Origin of the sequence: Sulfitobacter sp. G21635-S1 (genome assembly GCF_027213915.1) — a bacterium.
Taxonomy (GTDB): Bacteria; Pseudomonadota; Alphaproteobacteria; order Rhodobacterales; family Rhodobacteraceae; genus Sulfitobacter.
The window spans coordinates 20,835-37,630 of record NZ_JAPWGV010000027.1; the positions used below are offsets into that span (position 1 = coordinate 20,835).

Genomic DNA, 16,796 nt, shown 5'->3' on the forward strand with positions numbered 1-16,796 from the left:
CCGCGCGTCCCCGTTTCGTCAGGCAAGATCATAAAAATGCCCACCCCGCCGGGGGTGGGCATCTTTCATTCATTGATGGCGATCAATCCAGTTCGTCCTTGACCGCTGCCATCGCGTCGCCGCCGTCCTTGGTGGTCACGCCGTCCAGCCAGCCATCCAGCACGCCGGAATTTGCCTTGAGCCATGCTTCGGCCGCATCGTCCGGGTCCTTGCCGTCATCCAGGATCGCGCCCATGATCTCGTTTTCCATCGCCAGCGAGAACGACATGTTCTCCAGCAATTTGCCGACGTTCGGGCATTCGCCGACATAGCCTGCGCGGGTGTTGGTATAGACGGTGGCACCGCCCAGGTCGGGGCCAAAGAAATCATCACCGCCCGACAGGTAGGTCAGTTCGAAATTGGCGTTCATCGGATGCGGTTCCCAGCCGAGGAAGACAATCGGCTCGCCCTTGCGGGACAGCCGCTGGACCTGCGCCAGCATCCCCTGCTCGGAGCTTTCGACCACTTCGAAATCCTTCAGGCCAAAGGCGTCATCATCAATCATCGACTGGATCAGGCGGTTGCCGTCATTGCCCGGCTCGATGCCGTAGATCTTGCCGTCCAGCGCATCTGCCTTGGCGGCGATTGCATCGAAGGAGGTGATGCCCATGTCGGCGGCGGCCTTGTTCACCGCCAATGTGTATTTCGCGCCTTCAAGGTTGGCACGCACGGTGTCCACGGTGCCTTCATCGCGGTATTTGGCGATATCGGCTTCCATCGTGGGCATCCAGTTGCCCAGAAAGACATCAATGTCGCCCGCGGCCATCGAGGTATAGGTGACCGGCACGGAGAGGATCTTGATCTCCGTCTCGTAGCCCAGCGCATCCAGCACGACGGTGGCAGCGGCGGTGGTGGCGGTAATGTCGGTCCAGCCAACGTCGGAGAAGGTGACCTTGTCACAGCCTGCGGCGGCAACGGCGGTGCCGACCGTCAGGGTAAGCGCCGTGGTGGCAAGTAGGTTTTTCATAGGTGATCTCCCGATATTGTTTTTCTGTAGCTACAGGAAAACGCTCCCGCACGACTTTGCAACCGGATAAATGGATTGATCGCCGGTGCCGCGCCCCCTGCCCGTTGCTGTTCCATCATTACCGCAAAGGGCATTGCGGCACAAACGACACATAGCCAGCCCCGCCCACGGCACGCCATGGGGTGCCGAACCGGGCAGATGTCCGGGCCTGGTCATTTCCAGCCAGGCCAGGACGAAAACCGACTTTGCGATGCCGTCAGGGTCAAAGGGCATCTGCCGGTGGCAGAGTTGCCGCACAGATTAATGTCACGCAACCAGAGGGAAAGTTCTTCCCGTTCGCCAAAGTAGTGATATACCACCTATGGTTACCGCTACCTCAGAAAGTTCAACTATGCCGAATACCGAAACAATGACCAAATTGTCGTATCGACAAGGCGAGGCATTGGGTCGGATCGAAAATCAGCTGGACGGCAAATACAGCGGCTGGCTGGTGGGCGCAGAGGATGGCACTGAACCGCTGGTCCTGAAAAACGGTTTTCCGGTCAAGCTGTTACGAAAGGACATTCCGCGTCGGGATGTCAACAAGAAAGTTGGCCTGCCCGGTGATCTCGGGTTTGAATTCTCTGCCGAGGGCATTGAAATCGGAGACCGGCTTGAGCTGCATGCCTGCAACGGAGAGCATTCCTGGCTCGTACACGTCAAGGTTGCCGAACAGCGCGTCCCTGCCGGGGCCATCCTGCAGCAGGTCATGAAGGCCAGAGAGGTTGCGACGCACCCCGATAGCGTTGCAATCGCCTGCTGGGAATCGAGCCATAATCCCATTGGCCGCGCCCATGTGCTTTACAACGTGATCGCCAGACATCGCCCGGCCTTTCTGTTTTCCTTCAACTTCCCGGAATTCGGAACCAGGCTTTGGGCACCATTGGAGAATGACAGCTTCGACAGGATCGTCATTCCCTGGGAAGAAAGACATCAGTATTTCGCGCTCTTCCAGATGGTCGACCTGCATTTTCCGACGATTTGGCTGAGCAAACCCAGGCTGCCCACGTTCGAACTGGCGGCGCGAATTTCCGGCAAGACCACAAAGCTGATTCTGGATCACGACGACAACGATCATCATTTTTCCAAACAGACCAAGGCAGATCGGTACTATGGCCCGAATTCCGTGCCGCTGGCCTCTTACCTGCAACAGGGTATCACCGCGCATACCGCTGCAAGCGCCACGCTGGCCGAGGAATGCGACGCCGAAATCGTGCGCCACGCGAGGGCCACGCATCACACCATAACGCCACCGGCGGCAAACCCCGCGGCCATCAAGATCGGCTTTATCGGCACCGTGCGGCCCCACAAGGGGCTGATCGAAGCGGCGCGGGCCATACGGGTCTCAAGCTGGAACCTTCAGATTCCCCTGGAATTTCACGTATATGGTGATTTCAGCCCGGCCTCTTTGAAAGATGACCTGACCGAACTGGGCGTCATCGTGCAAGACAATGTCAGGAATGCCGACCTGTTCGACCTGATCTCCACCTTCGACCTTGTTCTTACCGGGTTTCCGACACAGGGCGTCAATGACGAGAACATTACCCGCTATCAGATCTCTTCCAAGATCGGCGATGCGCTGGCGGTGGGCCGCCCGGCGCTTGTCCCCTACAGTCAAAGCGTCGCGGATCTGGAGAACATCAAAGGGGTCTTCATTTTCCACGGATCGACGTTTTCTGCCTCCGTCAAGAATGCCCTGTCCCTGCAAACAGAGATCGGGCTACCGCATCAATTCTCGTTTGACGGCGCTTACGAGGCCTTTCACGCAGCCGAGGCAAAGGCCGGAACACCGCCGATGAGCTTCAGCCTTCTGGCCGAAGACAAAGCCAGGCAGGCGATTGCGCCCCAGGACACATTGGTTCTTCTTTGGAAACAAAATGATGCCGGCATCTACGGTCGGCGCATCGATCAGATCGCGCGGTCCTACAAATCGCTGTTTCCGTCCTTCCGGGTGATCGTGTTGGAGTTCTGCCACCGGACGACCTATGATTCCATTCTCAAGCAGACCTTTGAATTCTCGGGCGATGCCAAGATCGTCGGCCCCGCAATCGAACGGAAGATCGCAAGGTCCTTCCGGGACGGTTTCGGTGTCGATTACCACACCATCCTTCATACCTCTGTCGGGTCGCTGAACGAAGATTTCATGGCCTACCTGATCGAGCAGCGCATATCCCCGACGCACAGCACGCTGATCCTGTTTCCGGTCATTCGTTTTCTTGAAGAAATCTAAGATATCATTTCGCAATTCCGCTGCATCATCGACATCGTGGACAACCAGTTTCCATGGTCGAACGACCAGACCAAGAGATATGTGGGCGCGCAATATTTCAGCCTGATCTCGATGGCGGAGACGCTTGTCTTCAACTCGCAGTTCAACGTGGACTTCTTCAAGGACTACGGAATGATCTCGGACCGCGACATCGAGAGCGGCAGGGTTTCGGTCATCCCGAACTGGTATACCGGCGCAGACGAACAGCCGCCCGAGGCGCAAAACGGTGACGAGACCGGGTTCAACGTTATCTATTCCGGCAACATGAACGACCGGATCGACTGGGGTCTGCTGGAAAGCCTGACCATGATCTCCGATGACATCACCCTGCACCTTGTCGGCGCGGCAAGGCGGCAGATTCCCGCGCTGAGCAGGCTTACCGCCAGAAAAAACGTCGTCTACTGGGGGCCGATGCAGGAATCACAGGTTCTGAACCTGTTGCGCAGATGCGATCTGGGCATTCTGCCCCATGTGTCGGACGAGATATCACGCTACATGAACCCGCTGAAGGTACATATGTACCGGGCAATGGGCGTTCCTGTCATTTCAACCGAAGTGCTTGGCCTGGCGGCGGATGACGGTCTGTCCGTCTTTCCCGATCATGTCGGTTTTCTGGACGCGGTAAAGCTGGCCTGGGAACAACATCACCTGTCAGGCAAACCCTCCCGGATCGACCTGCCGAAAGCCGAAACGAACCCCTCGGCGCGCGCTTACATGAAAATCATTATCCAGTCATTTGCGGGCAGGAAGGACGTAAAAAAGGTGCTTAATATTCAGGAACCTAAAAAGAATCTGCCGGAATTGCTCCCGCCCCTCGATTGCTAAGACCACCAATACAGGCCATCCCGGCCCCCATTATCCAGCCGTCGCCGGAATGCGGTGACCAAAGTTCTGCACTGACGGCTGACTGAACTTACTTCGTGCAAGGAGAATTGAATTTGCAGGAAATCCAACAAAACGGGCTTTGTACGATCTGCGGATACCAGGGAAACTTTCCGCTCGGCAACGAGCGGTCCCTGCGCGAGTCCTATGCCTGCCCCAACTGCAGATTCACCCTGCGCTGGCGTGATCAGGCCAGCGTCATCATCGACGAATTCGGTCGCGGACAGGCCCTGTCGATCGACGATCTCGTCTCGAAGAAGCTGCTGCAGGACGTCGCCATCTACGAACCTGCTCTGCGGGGGCCCTTTGTCCAGCGGCTGCGGGGGCTGAAGAATTACACCAGGTCCTATTTCCGGCCAGATGAACCGCTTGGCACCGAATCGTCGGATGGCGTCCGCAACGAAGACCTGACCCAGCTGACCTTCGACGAGGACAGCTTTGACCTGATCATCTCTTCCGATGTGATGGAGCATCTGCCCAACATCGAACTTGCCTTTGCCGAGACACTGCGCGTGCTGCGGCCAGGCGGGGTGCATGTCTTTACGATCCCCAATGATTTTCCCTTCCCCGACCGCACGGAGCCGCGGGTGAAGATCGTGAACGGCCAGGAGATATTCACCAAGCCCGCGCGTTATCACAATTCCGGAGACGGGACGAAATGTCTGGTCTACACGGATTACGGGGCCGATATTTCCGACATGCTGCGTTCGCTTGGCGGTCGGCTGGCGGTGGTGCGCCGCAGCATCGCCCATAATCCAAGCTATTCCAATGCCACCTTTGTGCTGCGCAAGATCGTGTCCGCCGGCGCGCGGCGCCCGGTCAGCCACCTCGGGCAAAGCCCGGCCTTCAAACACCAGCCGCCAAACCCCGCCCCCGCCAAAGCCGGGGTCAGTGAGGTTTCGGCTCAGACCCCCGAACTGGAATGTCCGATTTGTCAGGGAACGGAATTCGAGGCCTTCAACGGGCGCAACAATGCCCGGTGTACAAAGTGCAGAAGTGTGGAACGCAACCGGCTGATGTGGATGACGCTTGACCGGCTTGGCGGTTTCCAGCCCGGCAAACGGGTTCTGCATCTTGCGCCGGAGCTGGGGCTTGCGCGCAAGCTGACGGAATTGTCCGGCGAGGCCTATCAGGGCGCTGATCTGGATGTGGAGCGCTACAAGAGCAAGTTCATCAAGATGCGCAAGCTGGACCTGTGCACCGATCTGGGCGAAATCCCCGATGCCAGCTACGACATGATCCTGCACAGCCATGTTCTGGAACATGTGCCCTGCGACGTGGAAACCGTCCTGCGCGAGATGGACCGGATTCTGGCACCGGGCGGCGTTCATTTCCTGTCTGTCCCGATCCGGGGCGAAAAGACCGTCGAGGATCTGTCGCCGGATCTCACCGATGCCGAGCGGCTCGCGCGATTCGGGCAGGAGGACCATATGCGGATCTTCGGCTCTGCCGATCTGCAGGCGCTGCTGACCGGGGTCTGGGGACCGGGCGAGCACCTTGTCGAACCGATCCAGTTGTTCAAACGCGATGATCTGCGCCGCGCCGTCATTCCGACTGTCGCCTGGCAGGGCATATCGGGTCACAGCATCTTTCATTACAAGAAAGGCGCGCGCCCGCCAGCGGAGGCGTTTTCGCCTCCAAAGCGGAAAGAGCAGCCTCCAGCGCCCGAACCCGCCGCGCAATCTTGGGCAGCCCCGGCTGCCAATGCCGCACCGATCCTCTCGATGGTCCGTGCGGAACGCGACGCGATGGGGACTGTCTTTCCTGCCGAAGATGTCCCGCCCGGGTCTGATGCCATCCTGGGGCTGGGTGCGCTCCGGCGCGACCAACCCTGGCCGGATTTTCCCTGGGACGAACACGCGCCCTTTCTGCTGGCGCTGGATTGCAACGGCGACGGCGGCCGCGAGATCATTCAAAGCCTGCTGATCGAAAAAGATATCCGCCTGATGGTCGAAATCGGCTGCTTTCTGGGCGGATCCGCCCTGCACTGGCTGAACACCAAGCCGGATCTCGAACTGATCGGCGTGGACCCCTGGAATGGCAACTGGGCAGAGTATGTCGAGAGCATGTCGACGCATCCGACGATGTCCCGTCACGTCGAGCACCTTTCCGACGGCGAAGTGGAACGGATTGTCGGCCTGTTGCTGGAATACGGCAACTACCCCGTGGCACTGAACAATCTGCGCGCCTACAAGGACCGCTTTTATCCGCTGCGTCTTTCGTCACCGGAAGCATTGTATTATCTGCGCCGCCGCGACATCATCCCGGACCTGATCTATATTGATGCCTTCAAGCACCAGGTCGACCTTCAGATTGCGCATCATCTTTTCCCGGATGCCATCCTGTGCGGTGACGATTGGCTTTGGCCGGACGAGACCGGCAAGTTCGTCATGCAGGATGTGGTCAAGAACTTTGCCCATGAACGGGGTTTCGAAGTCGAGGCCAAGCGTCAATCCTGGGTGCTGCATCGCAGATGAGCGCAATGAACCCGTCAGTCCTGCACAGGTTCAAGGGTCAGGATCGGCCCGACATAGATCCGCAACGGCGTTTCCCGGACGCCCTCGCGCAACTGGACGTCGTCGGCGGGGGCCGTGGGAGAGATCCTCAGGCCCCGCAGTTCCCTGCCGCGCATCTTGTCAAAGGCCAGGACGCCAATCCTGGTCGTGTTGCTGTGGGGATCAATCGTGGCCAGGGGCATCGCTTCACCCGAAGGGTCCAGTGTCACGGTGTTGCGCCCGCCGCTGAGATGATAGAGGTGCACAAGGCCCTGCGCCCGTATCGTCCGGTCCAGTTCAAGTATCGCCTCGCCCCCCTCGATCCGCGCGAAATCAAGGGACAGGCCAAGGCAGTCGTGACGCTCTCTTGGCCAGGGCGACAGCGCCTTTGCAGTCGACAAGACCCTGCGACGCAAACGCGGACGGGGCAGGCAGCGCCCCGTCAACGAGGGCTCGCGGCGCAGATAGCCGGTCAGAAAGGGCGTCAGCGTTTCTGCCATGGCTTCGCCCCCCTCTTTCGTGGTGTGCGTTTCATCGCGCATCCATGCCGCGATCTGATCGGCCCCGTGCCGTTCGATCCAACCTGCGGACAGGTCGATCAGCGGCAAATCCAGTTCCGCGCAGAACCGGCGGACAAGGGCATCGAAATCGAGATAGACCTGCCCCGTCCAATGCCGCAGGTGCAACATGAAGGCCGCCTCTGCTCCGCAATCCTGAACCGTGAGGAGGATATCCGCCAACAGCTCCCGACCGTTCTCCTCGGTCGAAAGCGGATGCATGGCGTAGGCCGAAGAATTGATTTCCAGCAGCACATGGGTAAACGGCCCCAGCAACTCTGCGGCCGTCCGGATAAACGGGGGAATGACCTGTGGCTGCAAGGCGCCCAAACCGACACGAAAGGCTTCCAGCCCCGGCCAGGCCTCCTGGAGACGTTCGATTGTCGGGACGGAAAAGCCATTTGTCGTGGCCACATTCGAAAACCCGATGATCAAGAGCCTTGGTTCAGTTCTGGTCATTTGTGCCGTCTTCTCTTTGCCGTTTTATCGCATAAGATGATCCGCTTGCCAGATATGCAATTCCAAGTTGTTGGATGCGTCAGAAGGAACCACCGATGACGCAAGTGCCGGACGCCCTGCACCGCCCTGCCCCGGCCACTTGCGGCTTGCTGCCCGCGGTCGTCCTGTCGCATGCGGACACCAGACCCCGGCAGATTGCATTTCACTACATCAACCCGGCAGCGCCATCGCAGGAGCTGACCTATGGCGCGCTGGCGCAGAATGCGCGCGCCCTGGCAGGCGGGCTTTTGGCAGCAGGCTGCGAAAACGGCGCGCGGGTCGCCCTCATCTGCGGCCACGGCCCGGCGTTCATCACCGGGCTTGTCGCCATTCTCATGGCCGGATGCGCGGCTGTGCCTGTCGTCTTCCCTGCCGGGGCCATCATGCGGTCGCGCGCTGCGGCAATCCTGCGGGAGGCCGGTTGCGCGGCGATTCTGACAGGCGCAAGCCGAGCGGAGATTGAAGCCGCAGGCGCGGATGATCTGTTCGCCGGGCATCCCCTGCTGCGGATCGACGAGCTTGCAAGCCCCGGCGGGACACAAAGCAACCCGGCATTGCCCCTTGTGCGGCCAGAGGACGTGGCAATCGTGCAATATACCTCGGGCTCGACCAGCGCGCCGCGCGGGGTGCTGGTGACCCATGCCGCCCTGGCCGCGCAGCAACGGGCAATTTCAGCGGCGGTCCAACCGCGCGCGCAGGAGCGGTCAGTGACCTGGCTGCCCCCGGAACATGATATGGGGCTGATGGGCGGATTGCTGTTCAACCTCTGGCGGGGGCATACCACCTGCGTGCTGGCCCCTGCGGCCTTCATCAATCGGCCGATCCGGTGGCTGGAGGCGATCAGCCGTTTCAAGGCGACCCTGTCGGTGGCACCGAATTTTGCATATGACCTGTGTGTGCGGACCATCCCGCAAAACCGCCGCGCCGGGCTGGACCTGCGGTCCTGGCGGGTGGCGTTGAACGGTGCCGAACCGGTGCAGGCGACGACATTGGACAGCTTCGCGCAGGCCTTTGCGGACTCCGGTTTCGACCGCCGGGCCTTCCTGCCCTGCTATGGACTGGCGGAAGCGACGCTACTGGTCGCGGGGGCAAGCGGGGGCAATGGTGCCACAACCGGCTGGTTCGACCCCGAGGCGATGGCACAAGGCATCGTCGCGCGGGCCGGGGCCGGACAGGGGCGGCAGCTTGTTTCTTCCGGGCCGGTCCGGACCACCGGTGGCATACGAATCGTTTCAGCCGATACCGGTCACCCCTGCCCGCCGGAGCGGATCGGCGAGATCTGGATCGCAGGCGACAGCATGGGCAGCGGCTATCTCGGCCAGCCGGAGGCCAGCCGGGATACCTTTTGTGCCTATACCGCCACGGGGGACGGCCCCTATCTGCGCAGTGGCGATACCGGCTTCCTGCTTGACGGAGAGCTTTTTGTGACCGGACGCATCAAGGACATCGTCCTGTGGCATGGACGTACCCTGCACGCCGCCGATCTGGAGCGGGCGCTGGAAGGTGTCGAACCCCGTGTCCGGCAACGGCGCCTTGTGCTTCGGCAAACCGGCGCGGGAGAAATCGTGTTGATCGCAGAGGTTCCGCCAAACCGGGAAGACGCGCCAATGACGACGGCAGGCCGTGACGACCAGGCACTTGCATCGCGACTTTGGCGGCGGCTGTTGGCAAAAACCGGGGTCGAGGTCGATCAGGTCGCGCTGGTGCGCCCCGGCACGCTGCGCTGGACATCCAGCGGCAAGATCAGGCGCGCCGCCAGCCTTGCCCGCCTGCAGGATGAGCCGGATCGGGTGATTTGCGACTGGCGGCCGGACCATGGGAAATCCCGGCAGGCGCAGCTTGCCGCGCTGCGCGCGCTGGCGGACAGCGCCCGCAACGGCCCGCCCGATGCGGCGGCGCTGCTGGCGTTCTTCCTGGCATGGGTCGCTGCCGCCACGGATGTGCCGCTGGATGAGGTCGATCCAGATCTGCCCTGGAGCGATCAGGGGCTTGATTCCCTGATGATGACCGACCTCTCGCTGGATCTGGAAAGCGTGCTCGGCGCGCAGATCCGGACCGAAGACCTGTTTGACCAGCCCGACCCGCGCATGCTGGCCCTGACATTGGCACGCCGGATGGTGGCAGCGCAGCCATGACGGCGCAGGTTCCCATTGCGGTGGTTGGCATGGCCTGCCGGTTTCCGGGCGCAGAGTCTGCGGCGGACCTGGCTGACATGCTGCGGACCGGCCGGATCGGGACGGGCCCGGTCCCGGCTGCGCGTCTGGCGCTGATGGGGGTAAAGGAGCCGCCCGCCCCGGCGATGGGCCTGCTGGCGGGCATCGACAGCTTTGATCGCCACCCCTTCCGCATCTCTGCCAATGAAGCGCCGCTGCTGGACCCCCAGCAGCGTCTGGTTCTGGAAATGGCCTGGCATGCCCTGGAAGACGCAGGCCTCTCCCCGGCCCGTCTCGACGGCACGCCGGCGGGTGTCTATGTCGGCGTGGCATCCAACGATCATGCATTGCGGATGGCGCGGTCACCGGATTTCGCCAGCAATGCCCATCTGCCCAATGCGGTTCAGAATGCCGCGGTCTCCGGCAGGGTCAGCTATTGCCTTGGCCTGACCGGGCCGTCGCTGACGGTGGATACGGCCTGTTCTTCGGGGCTGGCCGCCGTGACCCTGGCCGGGGACGCCTTGCGCCTGCAACACTGCGATATTGCCCTGGCCGGCGGTGTGAACGTGCTGCTGGACGCGGCGGGTTTCATGGCATTGGGGAAAATGAATGTCCTGTCACCCTCGGGCCAGACCCGGCCTTTCGATGCGGCTGCGGATGGTTTCGTGCGTTCCGAAGGCTGCGGCATGCTGGTGCTCAAACGGCTGCCGGATGCGCTGGCGGGCAACGACCGTATCCACGCCATTCTGCCGGGCTGGGCGACGGGACAGGATGGGCGCAGCAACGGGTTGAGCGCCCCGTCGCGCGCCGGTCAGGCGCGGGTCATCTCAGGCGCGATGCGCTCTGCCGGGGTCACGGTGGAGGACATCGGCGCAATCGAGGCGCATGGATCGGCGACTGCACTGGGTGACGCCATCGAAACCCTGGCACTCGCGGATGTATTTTCCGGCAGAAAGCAGCCTCCCGCTGCGCTGGGGTCCATCAAGGCAGCTGTCGGTCATCTGGAGGCCGCGGCGGGTATCGCAGGCCTGATCAAGGCCATCGTGATGGTGCGCGACAACATCCTGCCCGGCCAGCCCCGTTTCGACGACCCCTCCCCCCGGGTCGGTTGGAAAGCGCTTCCGTTTCAGGTGCCGCAAGCCACAGGCCCATGGCAGAACCCGCGCCGGATCGCAGGTGTCAGCTCTTTCGGGATGAGCGGGCTGAACTGTCATGCCATTGTCTGTTCTGCCGATGATCGCGCGGTGGCAGATCCCGCTGCCACGGTGCGGGCGACAGCCACCAGCCACCTGTTCCTGCTTTCTGCCGCAAGCCCGGCGGCGCTTCGGGAGCGGGCCAAACAGCTTCTTGCCGCGCTGGAGGACCCACAGGTCTGCCTGCACCGGCTGGCAGCCACGGTGACGCGGCGCTGGACCGGTCTGAACCGGCGCGCAGGGTTCCAGGCGCGCAGCATCGCTGAGGCGAGAGAGGCCGCGGGCAGGATCGCGTCCGGACCACCACAGGACCCCAAGCGGCTGTTGGGCCCGGTGATGCTTGAGACGCCGGAGCCCTTGGCCGGGGCCGATTATGCCAGCCTGCGCCGGGCCTGCCCGGACCTTGTCGCATCGCAGGCCGAAGGTTCGGGTGCCACCGCTGTCCCCGCCCCAGGCGGGGAGATCGCGACAGCCCTGCTTGCGCTGCATCTTGCCGGTGCGACGCTTGATCCCCAGGTCCTCGCAGAAGCAGACCCCACCGCACCGGACCTGCCGGGATACCCATTCGACCGGCAGCGCTGCTGGTATGTTGACGCCCCATGATCGGTCACGTTGAAAACAGGGATAAAGGTCAGATTCGGCAGCGGGACACAGTTGCCGTCACGCCTGCGCATTGATGCTCCCGCCCTGCGCCTCAGCTCACATTGGATGTCGCGCTGCCGTTCACCGCAAGCACCAGCAGATAGCCGGAGACATCTTGCTCGATCGCGCGCCCATAGGCGTGCATTGCATTGGCATGCATTACCTTGGCAAAGGGGGCGGCGGTATCGTCAAGGATGTCTGTGATCTCAAGGGGTTGCAGACCGGTTTCAACCAGGGTCCGGGCATATTCGCTGATCGAGGCTTCACTGTTGGCGGCGGGAATGAAGGTTGTCGGCCTGCGTGCCAGAACATCGGTCAGGATCAGGCGTCCGCCGGGCACAAGCACCCTGCGGGCCTCTTCGAAAAAGCGGCGGCGGGGGTGGAAATGCATGGCGGCTTCGACAGCATGGATGCAATCAATGCTCTGATCCGGAAAATCCAGCGCCGTCGCGTCCATCTGCCGGAAAGTTATGCGCGGACCGGCGTGATGGCGTTCCGCATGGGCGATCTGGCGCGCGGAATAGTTGATTCCGGTGATTTCGGCCTCCGGGTAGGCTGCCGCGAACAGCCCGGTACAGGCGCCCAGCCCGCAGCCGACATCCAGCAGGGTGCGGGTGTTGCCGCGCCCCTGATCGGTCTCGATATGCAGTTGAACCAGCCTTGCCGCGGCCTCGGCCAGCGTGGTGATCCGCCCGCCATCGGCGCTGCGCCAATACCCATAATTGTACAGATCACTTGCACCGAAAAGGCAACGCAGTGCAGGATGGAGAATAGCGAAATCATAATCGCTTTCCCTCAATCTCAGGTCGCGGTCACTTGACATGGATATCCTTTTAGTTGTCCTTGGATGAAAACGAATATAGCATTCCAGGTGAATTGCTATCTTTCATTTCACCGTTGAAAGGACCTCCATGGCCAGCACCGGAACATCACAGGACACCCTGGGCGCGACTGCGGTCAGCGACTGGATGGTAAACTATATTTCGTCCGTGATCGACATGCCGAAGGACTCTTTCCCGGTCAACGAGCGTTTTGACAATTATGGTCTGGATTCCGTCGAGATCACCATCATGTGCGGCATGATGGAGGAGCAATACGAGATCGAGGTCAGCCCCGGCGAAGTCTTCAACAACCCTTCGGTTGCCGCATTGTCCGCGCATATCGCGCAGCGGATCAGCGAGCGTTCCGCCACAGTATGACAGCGGGCGCGCCCGGATCGGAAGGCCCGGGGGAGGTTCTGATTTCCGGCATGTTCGACATGCTCAACTTCGGCGATCTGATGTTCCCCGTGGTGGCGGCACATGAGCTGGGCCAGCGCGGATACCGGGTGCAGGCGCTATCGCCAACCGGGGCCACGGTCGCCCTGAAGCAGGCCTTGCCGACGCGGCCCATCTGGTCCGCCCTTGATCCCGACAGGCAGTTTGCCGGCATGCTGATCGGCGGCGGCTACATCGTTCATACCCACCGGATGGACAGCCTCAGGGAATATCGCGGTCAGGGTATCGGCGCGGCAGTTGCACCCGCCGTCTGGCTGGGATCGACGCTGGCGGCGGCATTGCGTGACCTGCCCCTTGCCTGGAACGCGCCGGGTGTGCCGCATCCGCTGCGTCCGGGTGTCGACGCGCTCGCGGCTGCGGCCTTTGACGCGGCGGATTACCTTTCGCTGCGGGATGCGGGCTCGGCCCGGATGGCCAAGGCCCCCGGGGCAAAGATCGTGCCGGACCCGATCCTGGGCCTTGCCCGGGTCTGGCCGCGGCAGGCGCTGGCAGAGGATTTCCTGCGTCTCTGCGCGCAGATGGGGCTGGAACGACAGGATCGCATCCTGGCCGTTCATGTCCGGCAAAGATCGCTTGGGGGTGAGCCGATCCCGTCTTTTGCAGATGGTTTGGCGGCAGCCTGCGTGTCGCTGGATCTGACGCCTGTGCTGATCGGCCTGGGCACGGCCCATTCCGACGACCGGATCGCACGCGAGATCACTGCGGCATTGCGCGACCGGGGCATCGCGGCGGCAGCGCTGGACCGGCCAGAGGGGTTGCGCGATGTCGCGGCCCTGCTTGCCCATGCCAGGACCTATGCAGGCTCTTCCCTGCACGGCTATATCGCGGCGGCGGTCTATGGCGTGCCGGGGATCTTGGTGGCACGGCCAGCCTACCGGAAATTCGACGGTCTGGTGGCCCATCTGGAGCGCCCCGGGGACCTTGTGAACAGCTGGGACGCGGCGCTGGCGGCACTGCCCGGAACATGTGCGGCCCCGCAGACCAGATTGCCCGACGCCGTGCCGGAACAGCTTTGCCAGCATTGGGACAGCATTGCCGCCGCCTTTGCGGCCGGACCGGCCCCAAAGCGGCAGGCAAGGCTGCGTTTCGCAGCGCTTGCCATGCGCGCCGGACTGGAACAGGCGGGACCGGACTGGGCGATGACGCCTTTCACAACCGCAAAGGACCGCGCAGCGGCGCTGGATGGCACCGACCTGCTCGAAATGGAGCCTTTCTAGATCATGACACAGCAATCCCCTGCCCGCCTTGCCGGATTGGACGAGACCCAATGCGAGACCTTTCGCCGCGACGGGTTTCTGCACCCGGTTGACGTGATGCCCGAGACCGAGGCCAAAGCCCTGAGAGCGCAGATCGAGGCGCTGGAGGCGCGCAAGCACGGGCGTTTGTCCGGCCTGACGCGTGCCAAGCCGCATCTGTTGCTGCCCTACCTTTGGGACGTGGTCCATGATGCCCGTATCCTTGACAAGGTCAGCAGCCTGCTGGGGCCGGACATCATCTGCATCGGCTCCAGCGTGATCGACAAACCCGCCCGCTCGGACGGATATGTCGCCTGGCATCAGGATGCGACATTCTGGGGGCTGACCGAAAACCAGGGTGCCACGGCCTGGCTTGCCCTGAGTGACGTCACAAGCGGCTCCGGTGCCATGCAGGCGATCCCCGGCACCCATGCACGGCAGCTTCGCCATCTGGACACCGCTGACGACAAGAACATGCTGGGCGCCAGAGAGGCGGTCGACAGCCAGCCTGACCTCGGCCGGGCGGTCTGGCTGATGTTGAAACCGGGGCAGATGTCGCTGCACCACCCGCTGGTGCTGCATGGGTCGGGGCCAAATGCCTCTGACGACCGCCGCCTGGGCTTTGTGATCCGCTATACATCCGCGCAGGTCCGGCAAGAGGGGGGCTCCGCGACGCTGGTGCGCGGCAGGAACCTGGCGCAGGTCCCCCTTGAAGTCCGGCCAGAGGCGGAAATGGACCCGGCGGCACTGAAACGGCACGCCGATATCATCCGCCAGGCCGCCAACGTCATCCGCACCGCCAAGGCGCGCCATCTTGCCGAAACGGCGGCTGGCAAGGACCAACTGCAATGACGGGCACATTTGCACAGGATTTCGCGCGCGAAGGCTTTGCCAGCCCGATCAGGGTGATGCCGCAGGCGGCGGCGACAGAGCTTGTGGGCCGTCTTGAAGAGGCCGAGCGCCGGCTTGGCCGGGAAGGGTTTGCGCGGCTCAATGCAAAAAGCCATCTGCTCTATCCGTTCCTCTGGGACCTTGTTCATGATGACCATATCCTTGATCACGTCGCGCAGATTCTGGGGCCGGACATCCTGTGCTGGGGATCGAGTTTCTTTTCCAAGGATGCCGGATCCTCCAGCGTGGTGCCATGGCATCAGGACGGCACCTGCTGGGGGCTGGATGCGCCCAAGGGGGTGACCGCATGGCTTGCCCTGACCCCGAGCACACCGCAAAGCGGCTGCCTGCGGGTGGTGCCGGGCAGCCACCTGAGCGCCGTGCCCCATGCGGTCAGGAACGCCCCCTCCTCCATGCTGCCGCTGGGCGAGGAAGTGGCGGGAGAGGTTGATGAGGCAAACGCCGTGAACTGCCCGCTCGAACCGGGTGAAATGTCGCTTCACCATGTCACGCTGGTGCATGGGTCTGCCCCCAATCAGGCGACCTCCGGCAGGCGCATCGGTTTCGCGATCCGCTATATCGCGGGCGATGTCAGGCAGTTGGGCGATCAGAAGGGTTATGCCACCCATGTGCGGGGGCGCGATCACGGAACCTATCTTCTGGAGGAACAACCGCAAGCCGATCTCGAACCGGCGGCCCTGCGGCGCTACCGCGACATCCTGCGGCACTCGGCCAGTCTGGTGCAGCGCCAGGCGGCGGGGCTTGACCAGCAGCCGCGCTAGCTGCGGGTCAGCGCGCCTGTTGTTGCATCGTAAAGCCAGCCGGGCGCGCGTTGCTTGCGCGGTGGTTTGCCGCGCAGACGAAGATAGTTTCGCGTGGCTTCCTTTACGATTTTTACCGCCTGAGCCGGATCGGAAGTCGATGTGCCGCCGTGGATCTGATGAAATGTCGCGACCCCGGCCATGCGGATAAACTGTGTACCGGCGTGGTTCAGCGCCCGGTCCAGCATGTCGGGATTGCACATGCCGCCGCCCGGCTCCGTAAAGATGGGATCAAAGCCGCGAAGGGCCGACCAGGTGTCGCGATGCAGGAACAGGGCATTCGATTCCAGTATCGGCCCGGTGACCTGGGCCTCTTCGGGCCATGACACGGCAAAAAGGTCCGCTGCCGGATCGGGCCAGCCTGCCTGCGCCAGCAATGCATCCTCGGTCGCCCGGTCATATCCATGCTGCGTCGCGCTGGCCTGACGGTCGAAGCCGAACTGGCGATTGGGCACGGCAATCACCGGGGCCGGATGCGCCTCGGCTGCGCGCGCCACAGCAGCCAGGAGCCCGGATGACGCCATGCGCGCGCCGTCAATCCATGCGCCGACGATCCTGCCCCGCGCCAGTGACAGCGCCTGGTTCATCGCCTGGACCGGCGACGGGGCGGGGTTGCCTGCCGCAATGATCTGCGGGACCGGAGACATCTCTGGCGCGACAGGCAGATGTCCGGAGCCGTTGTCGACCACGATGATTTCCCAGCTCAGCCCTTCGGCACCCTGCTGAAAAGCGCGCGACAGCGACCACAGGGTGCGCGGCAACTCGCGGTCCATCCGCCAGCATGTGATCGCGATTGAAATATCGGGTGCCGCCATCTCAGCGCCTTCCGTTTGCGAGA

General features: G+C 62.5%; 13 protein-coding genes. 9 read left to right on the plus strand and 4 right to left on the minus strand.

Annotation, left to right across the window (positions count from 1 at the left end; translation table 11 throughout):
• Window positions 1–82 precede the first annotated feature (82 nt).
• Window positions 83–1,006 carry a choline ABC transporter substrate-binding protein gene (locus O4H53_RS21440; protein ID WP_269367024.1) on the minus strand — a complete coding sequence of 308 codons (924 nt, stop codon included), beginning with the start codon at window positions 1,004–1,006 and terminating at the stop codon, window positions 83–85.
• Between the two features lie 409 nt (window positions 1,007–1,415).
• Between O4H53_RS21440 and O4H53_RS21445 the strand changes: the two genes are divergently transcribed.
• The 3 genes from O4H53_RS21445 (at window position 1,416) to O4H53_RS21455 (ending at window position 6,673) form a co-directional block, all read left to right on the plus strand.
• A complete protein-coding gene (locus O4H53_RS21445) occupies window positions 1,416–3,275 on the plus strand; it encodes a hypothetical protein (protein WP_269367026.1) in 1,860 nt (619 codons plus the stop codon).
• 36 nt (window positions 3,276–3,311) lie between these two features.
• A complete protein-coding gene (locus O4H53_RS21450) occupies window positions 3,312–4,139 on the plus strand; it encodes a glycosyltransferase (RefSeq protein WP_269367028.1) in 828 nt (275 codons plus the stop codon).
• Between the two features lie 113 nt (window positions 4,140–4,252).
• Window positions 4,253–6,673, plus strand: a complete 2,421-nt coding sequence (locus O4H53_RS21455) for a class I SAM-dependent methyltransferase (RefSeq protein WP_269367031.1) — start codon at window positions 4,253–4,255, stop codon at window positions 6,671–6,673.
• Between the two features lie 14 nt (window positions 6,674–6,687).
• On the opposite strand, the gene O4H53_RS21460 is transcribed toward O4H53_RS21455, so the two are convergent.
• Complete coding sequence (locus tag O4H53_RS21460) at window positions 6,688–7,707, minus strand: hypothetical protein (protein WP_269367033.1); 1,020 nt, start codon at window positions 7,705–7,707, stop codon at window positions 6,688–6,690.
• A 95-nt stretch (window positions 7,708–7,802) separates the two neighbouring features.
• On the opposite strand from O4H53_RS21460, the gene O4H53_RS21465 reads away from it, so the two are divergent.
• Both O4H53_RS21465 and O4H53_RS21470 read left to right on the plus strand, forming a co-directional pair.
• A complete protein-coding gene (locus tag O4H53_RS21465; RefSeq protein ID WP_269367035.1) occupies window positions 7,803–9,881 on the plus strand; it encodes an AMP-binding protein in 2,079 nt (692 codons plus the stop codon).
• Window positions 9,878–11,695 carry a polyketide synthase gene (locus O4H53_RS21470; RefSeq protein ID WP_269367037.1) on the plus strand — a complete coding sequence of 606 codons (1,818 nt, stop codon included), beginning with the start codon at window positions 9,878–9,880 and terminating at the stop codon, window positions 11,693–11,695. The genes O4H53_RS21465 and O4H53_RS21470 overlap by 4 nt, the downstream gene beginning before the upstream one ends.
• A 91-nt stretch (window positions 11,696–11,786) precedes the next feature.
• Here the strand turns inward: O4H53_RS21470 and O4H53_RS21475 are convergent, their stop codons facing one another.
• The gene (locus O4H53_RS21475; protein WP_269367039.1) at window positions 11,787–12,557 is read right to left on the minus strand and encodes a class I SAM-dependent methyltransferase; all 771 of its coding nucleotides are present in this window, start codon (window positions 12,555–12,557) and stop codon (window positions 11,787–11,789) included.
• 88 nt (window positions 12,558–12,645) lie between these two features.
• Here O4H53_RS21475 and O4H53_RS21480 point away from each other — a divergent pair, with 88 nt between their 5' ends.
• From O4H53_RS21480 to O4H53_RS21495, 4 genes are read left to right on the plus strand one after another with little or no spacing between them, the layout of a single operon-like run.
• Window positions 12,646–12,933 (plus strand): acyl carrier protein, encoded by a 288-nt coding sequence (locus tag O4H53_RS21480; RefSeq protein WP_269367040.1) that lies wholly within the window; start codon window positions 12,646–12,648, stop codon window positions 12,931–12,933.
• Window positions 12,930–14,228, plus strand: coding sequence for a polysaccharide pyruvyl transferase family protein (locus tag O4H53_RS21485; RefSeq protein ID WP_269367042.1), 1,299 nt, complete (start codon window positions 12,930–12,932; stop codon window positions 14,226–14,228). Before O4H53_RS21480 ends, O4H53_RS21485 begins: the two co-directional genes overlap by 4 nt.
• A 3-nt stretch (window positions 14,229–14,231) precedes the next feature.
• Window positions 14,232–15,098: a phytanoyl-CoA dioxygenase family protein gene (locus O4H53_RS21490; protein ID WP_269367044.1), complete on the plus strand. Its 867-nt coding sequence runs from the start codon at window positions 14,232–14,234 to the stop codon at window positions 15,096–15,098.
• A complete protein-coding gene (locus O4H53_RS21495) occupies window positions 15,095–15,919 on the plus strand; it encodes a phytanoyl-CoA dioxygenase family protein (protein ID WP_269367046.1) in 825 nt (274 codons plus the stop codon). Before O4H53_RS21490 ends, O4H53_RS21495 begins: the two co-directional genes overlap by 4 nt.
• Here O4H53_RS21495 and O4H53_RS21500 read toward each other — a convergent pair.
• The gene (locus O4H53_RS21500; protein WP_269367048.1) at window positions 15,916–16,773 is read right to left on the minus strand and encodes a glycosyltransferase family A protein; all 858 of its coding nucleotides are present in this window, start codon (window positions 16,771–16,773) and stop codon (window positions 15,916–15,918) included. The genes O4H53_RS21495 and O4H53_RS21500 overlap by 4 nt on opposite strands.
• Window positions 16,774–16,796 lie beyond the last annotated feature (23 nt).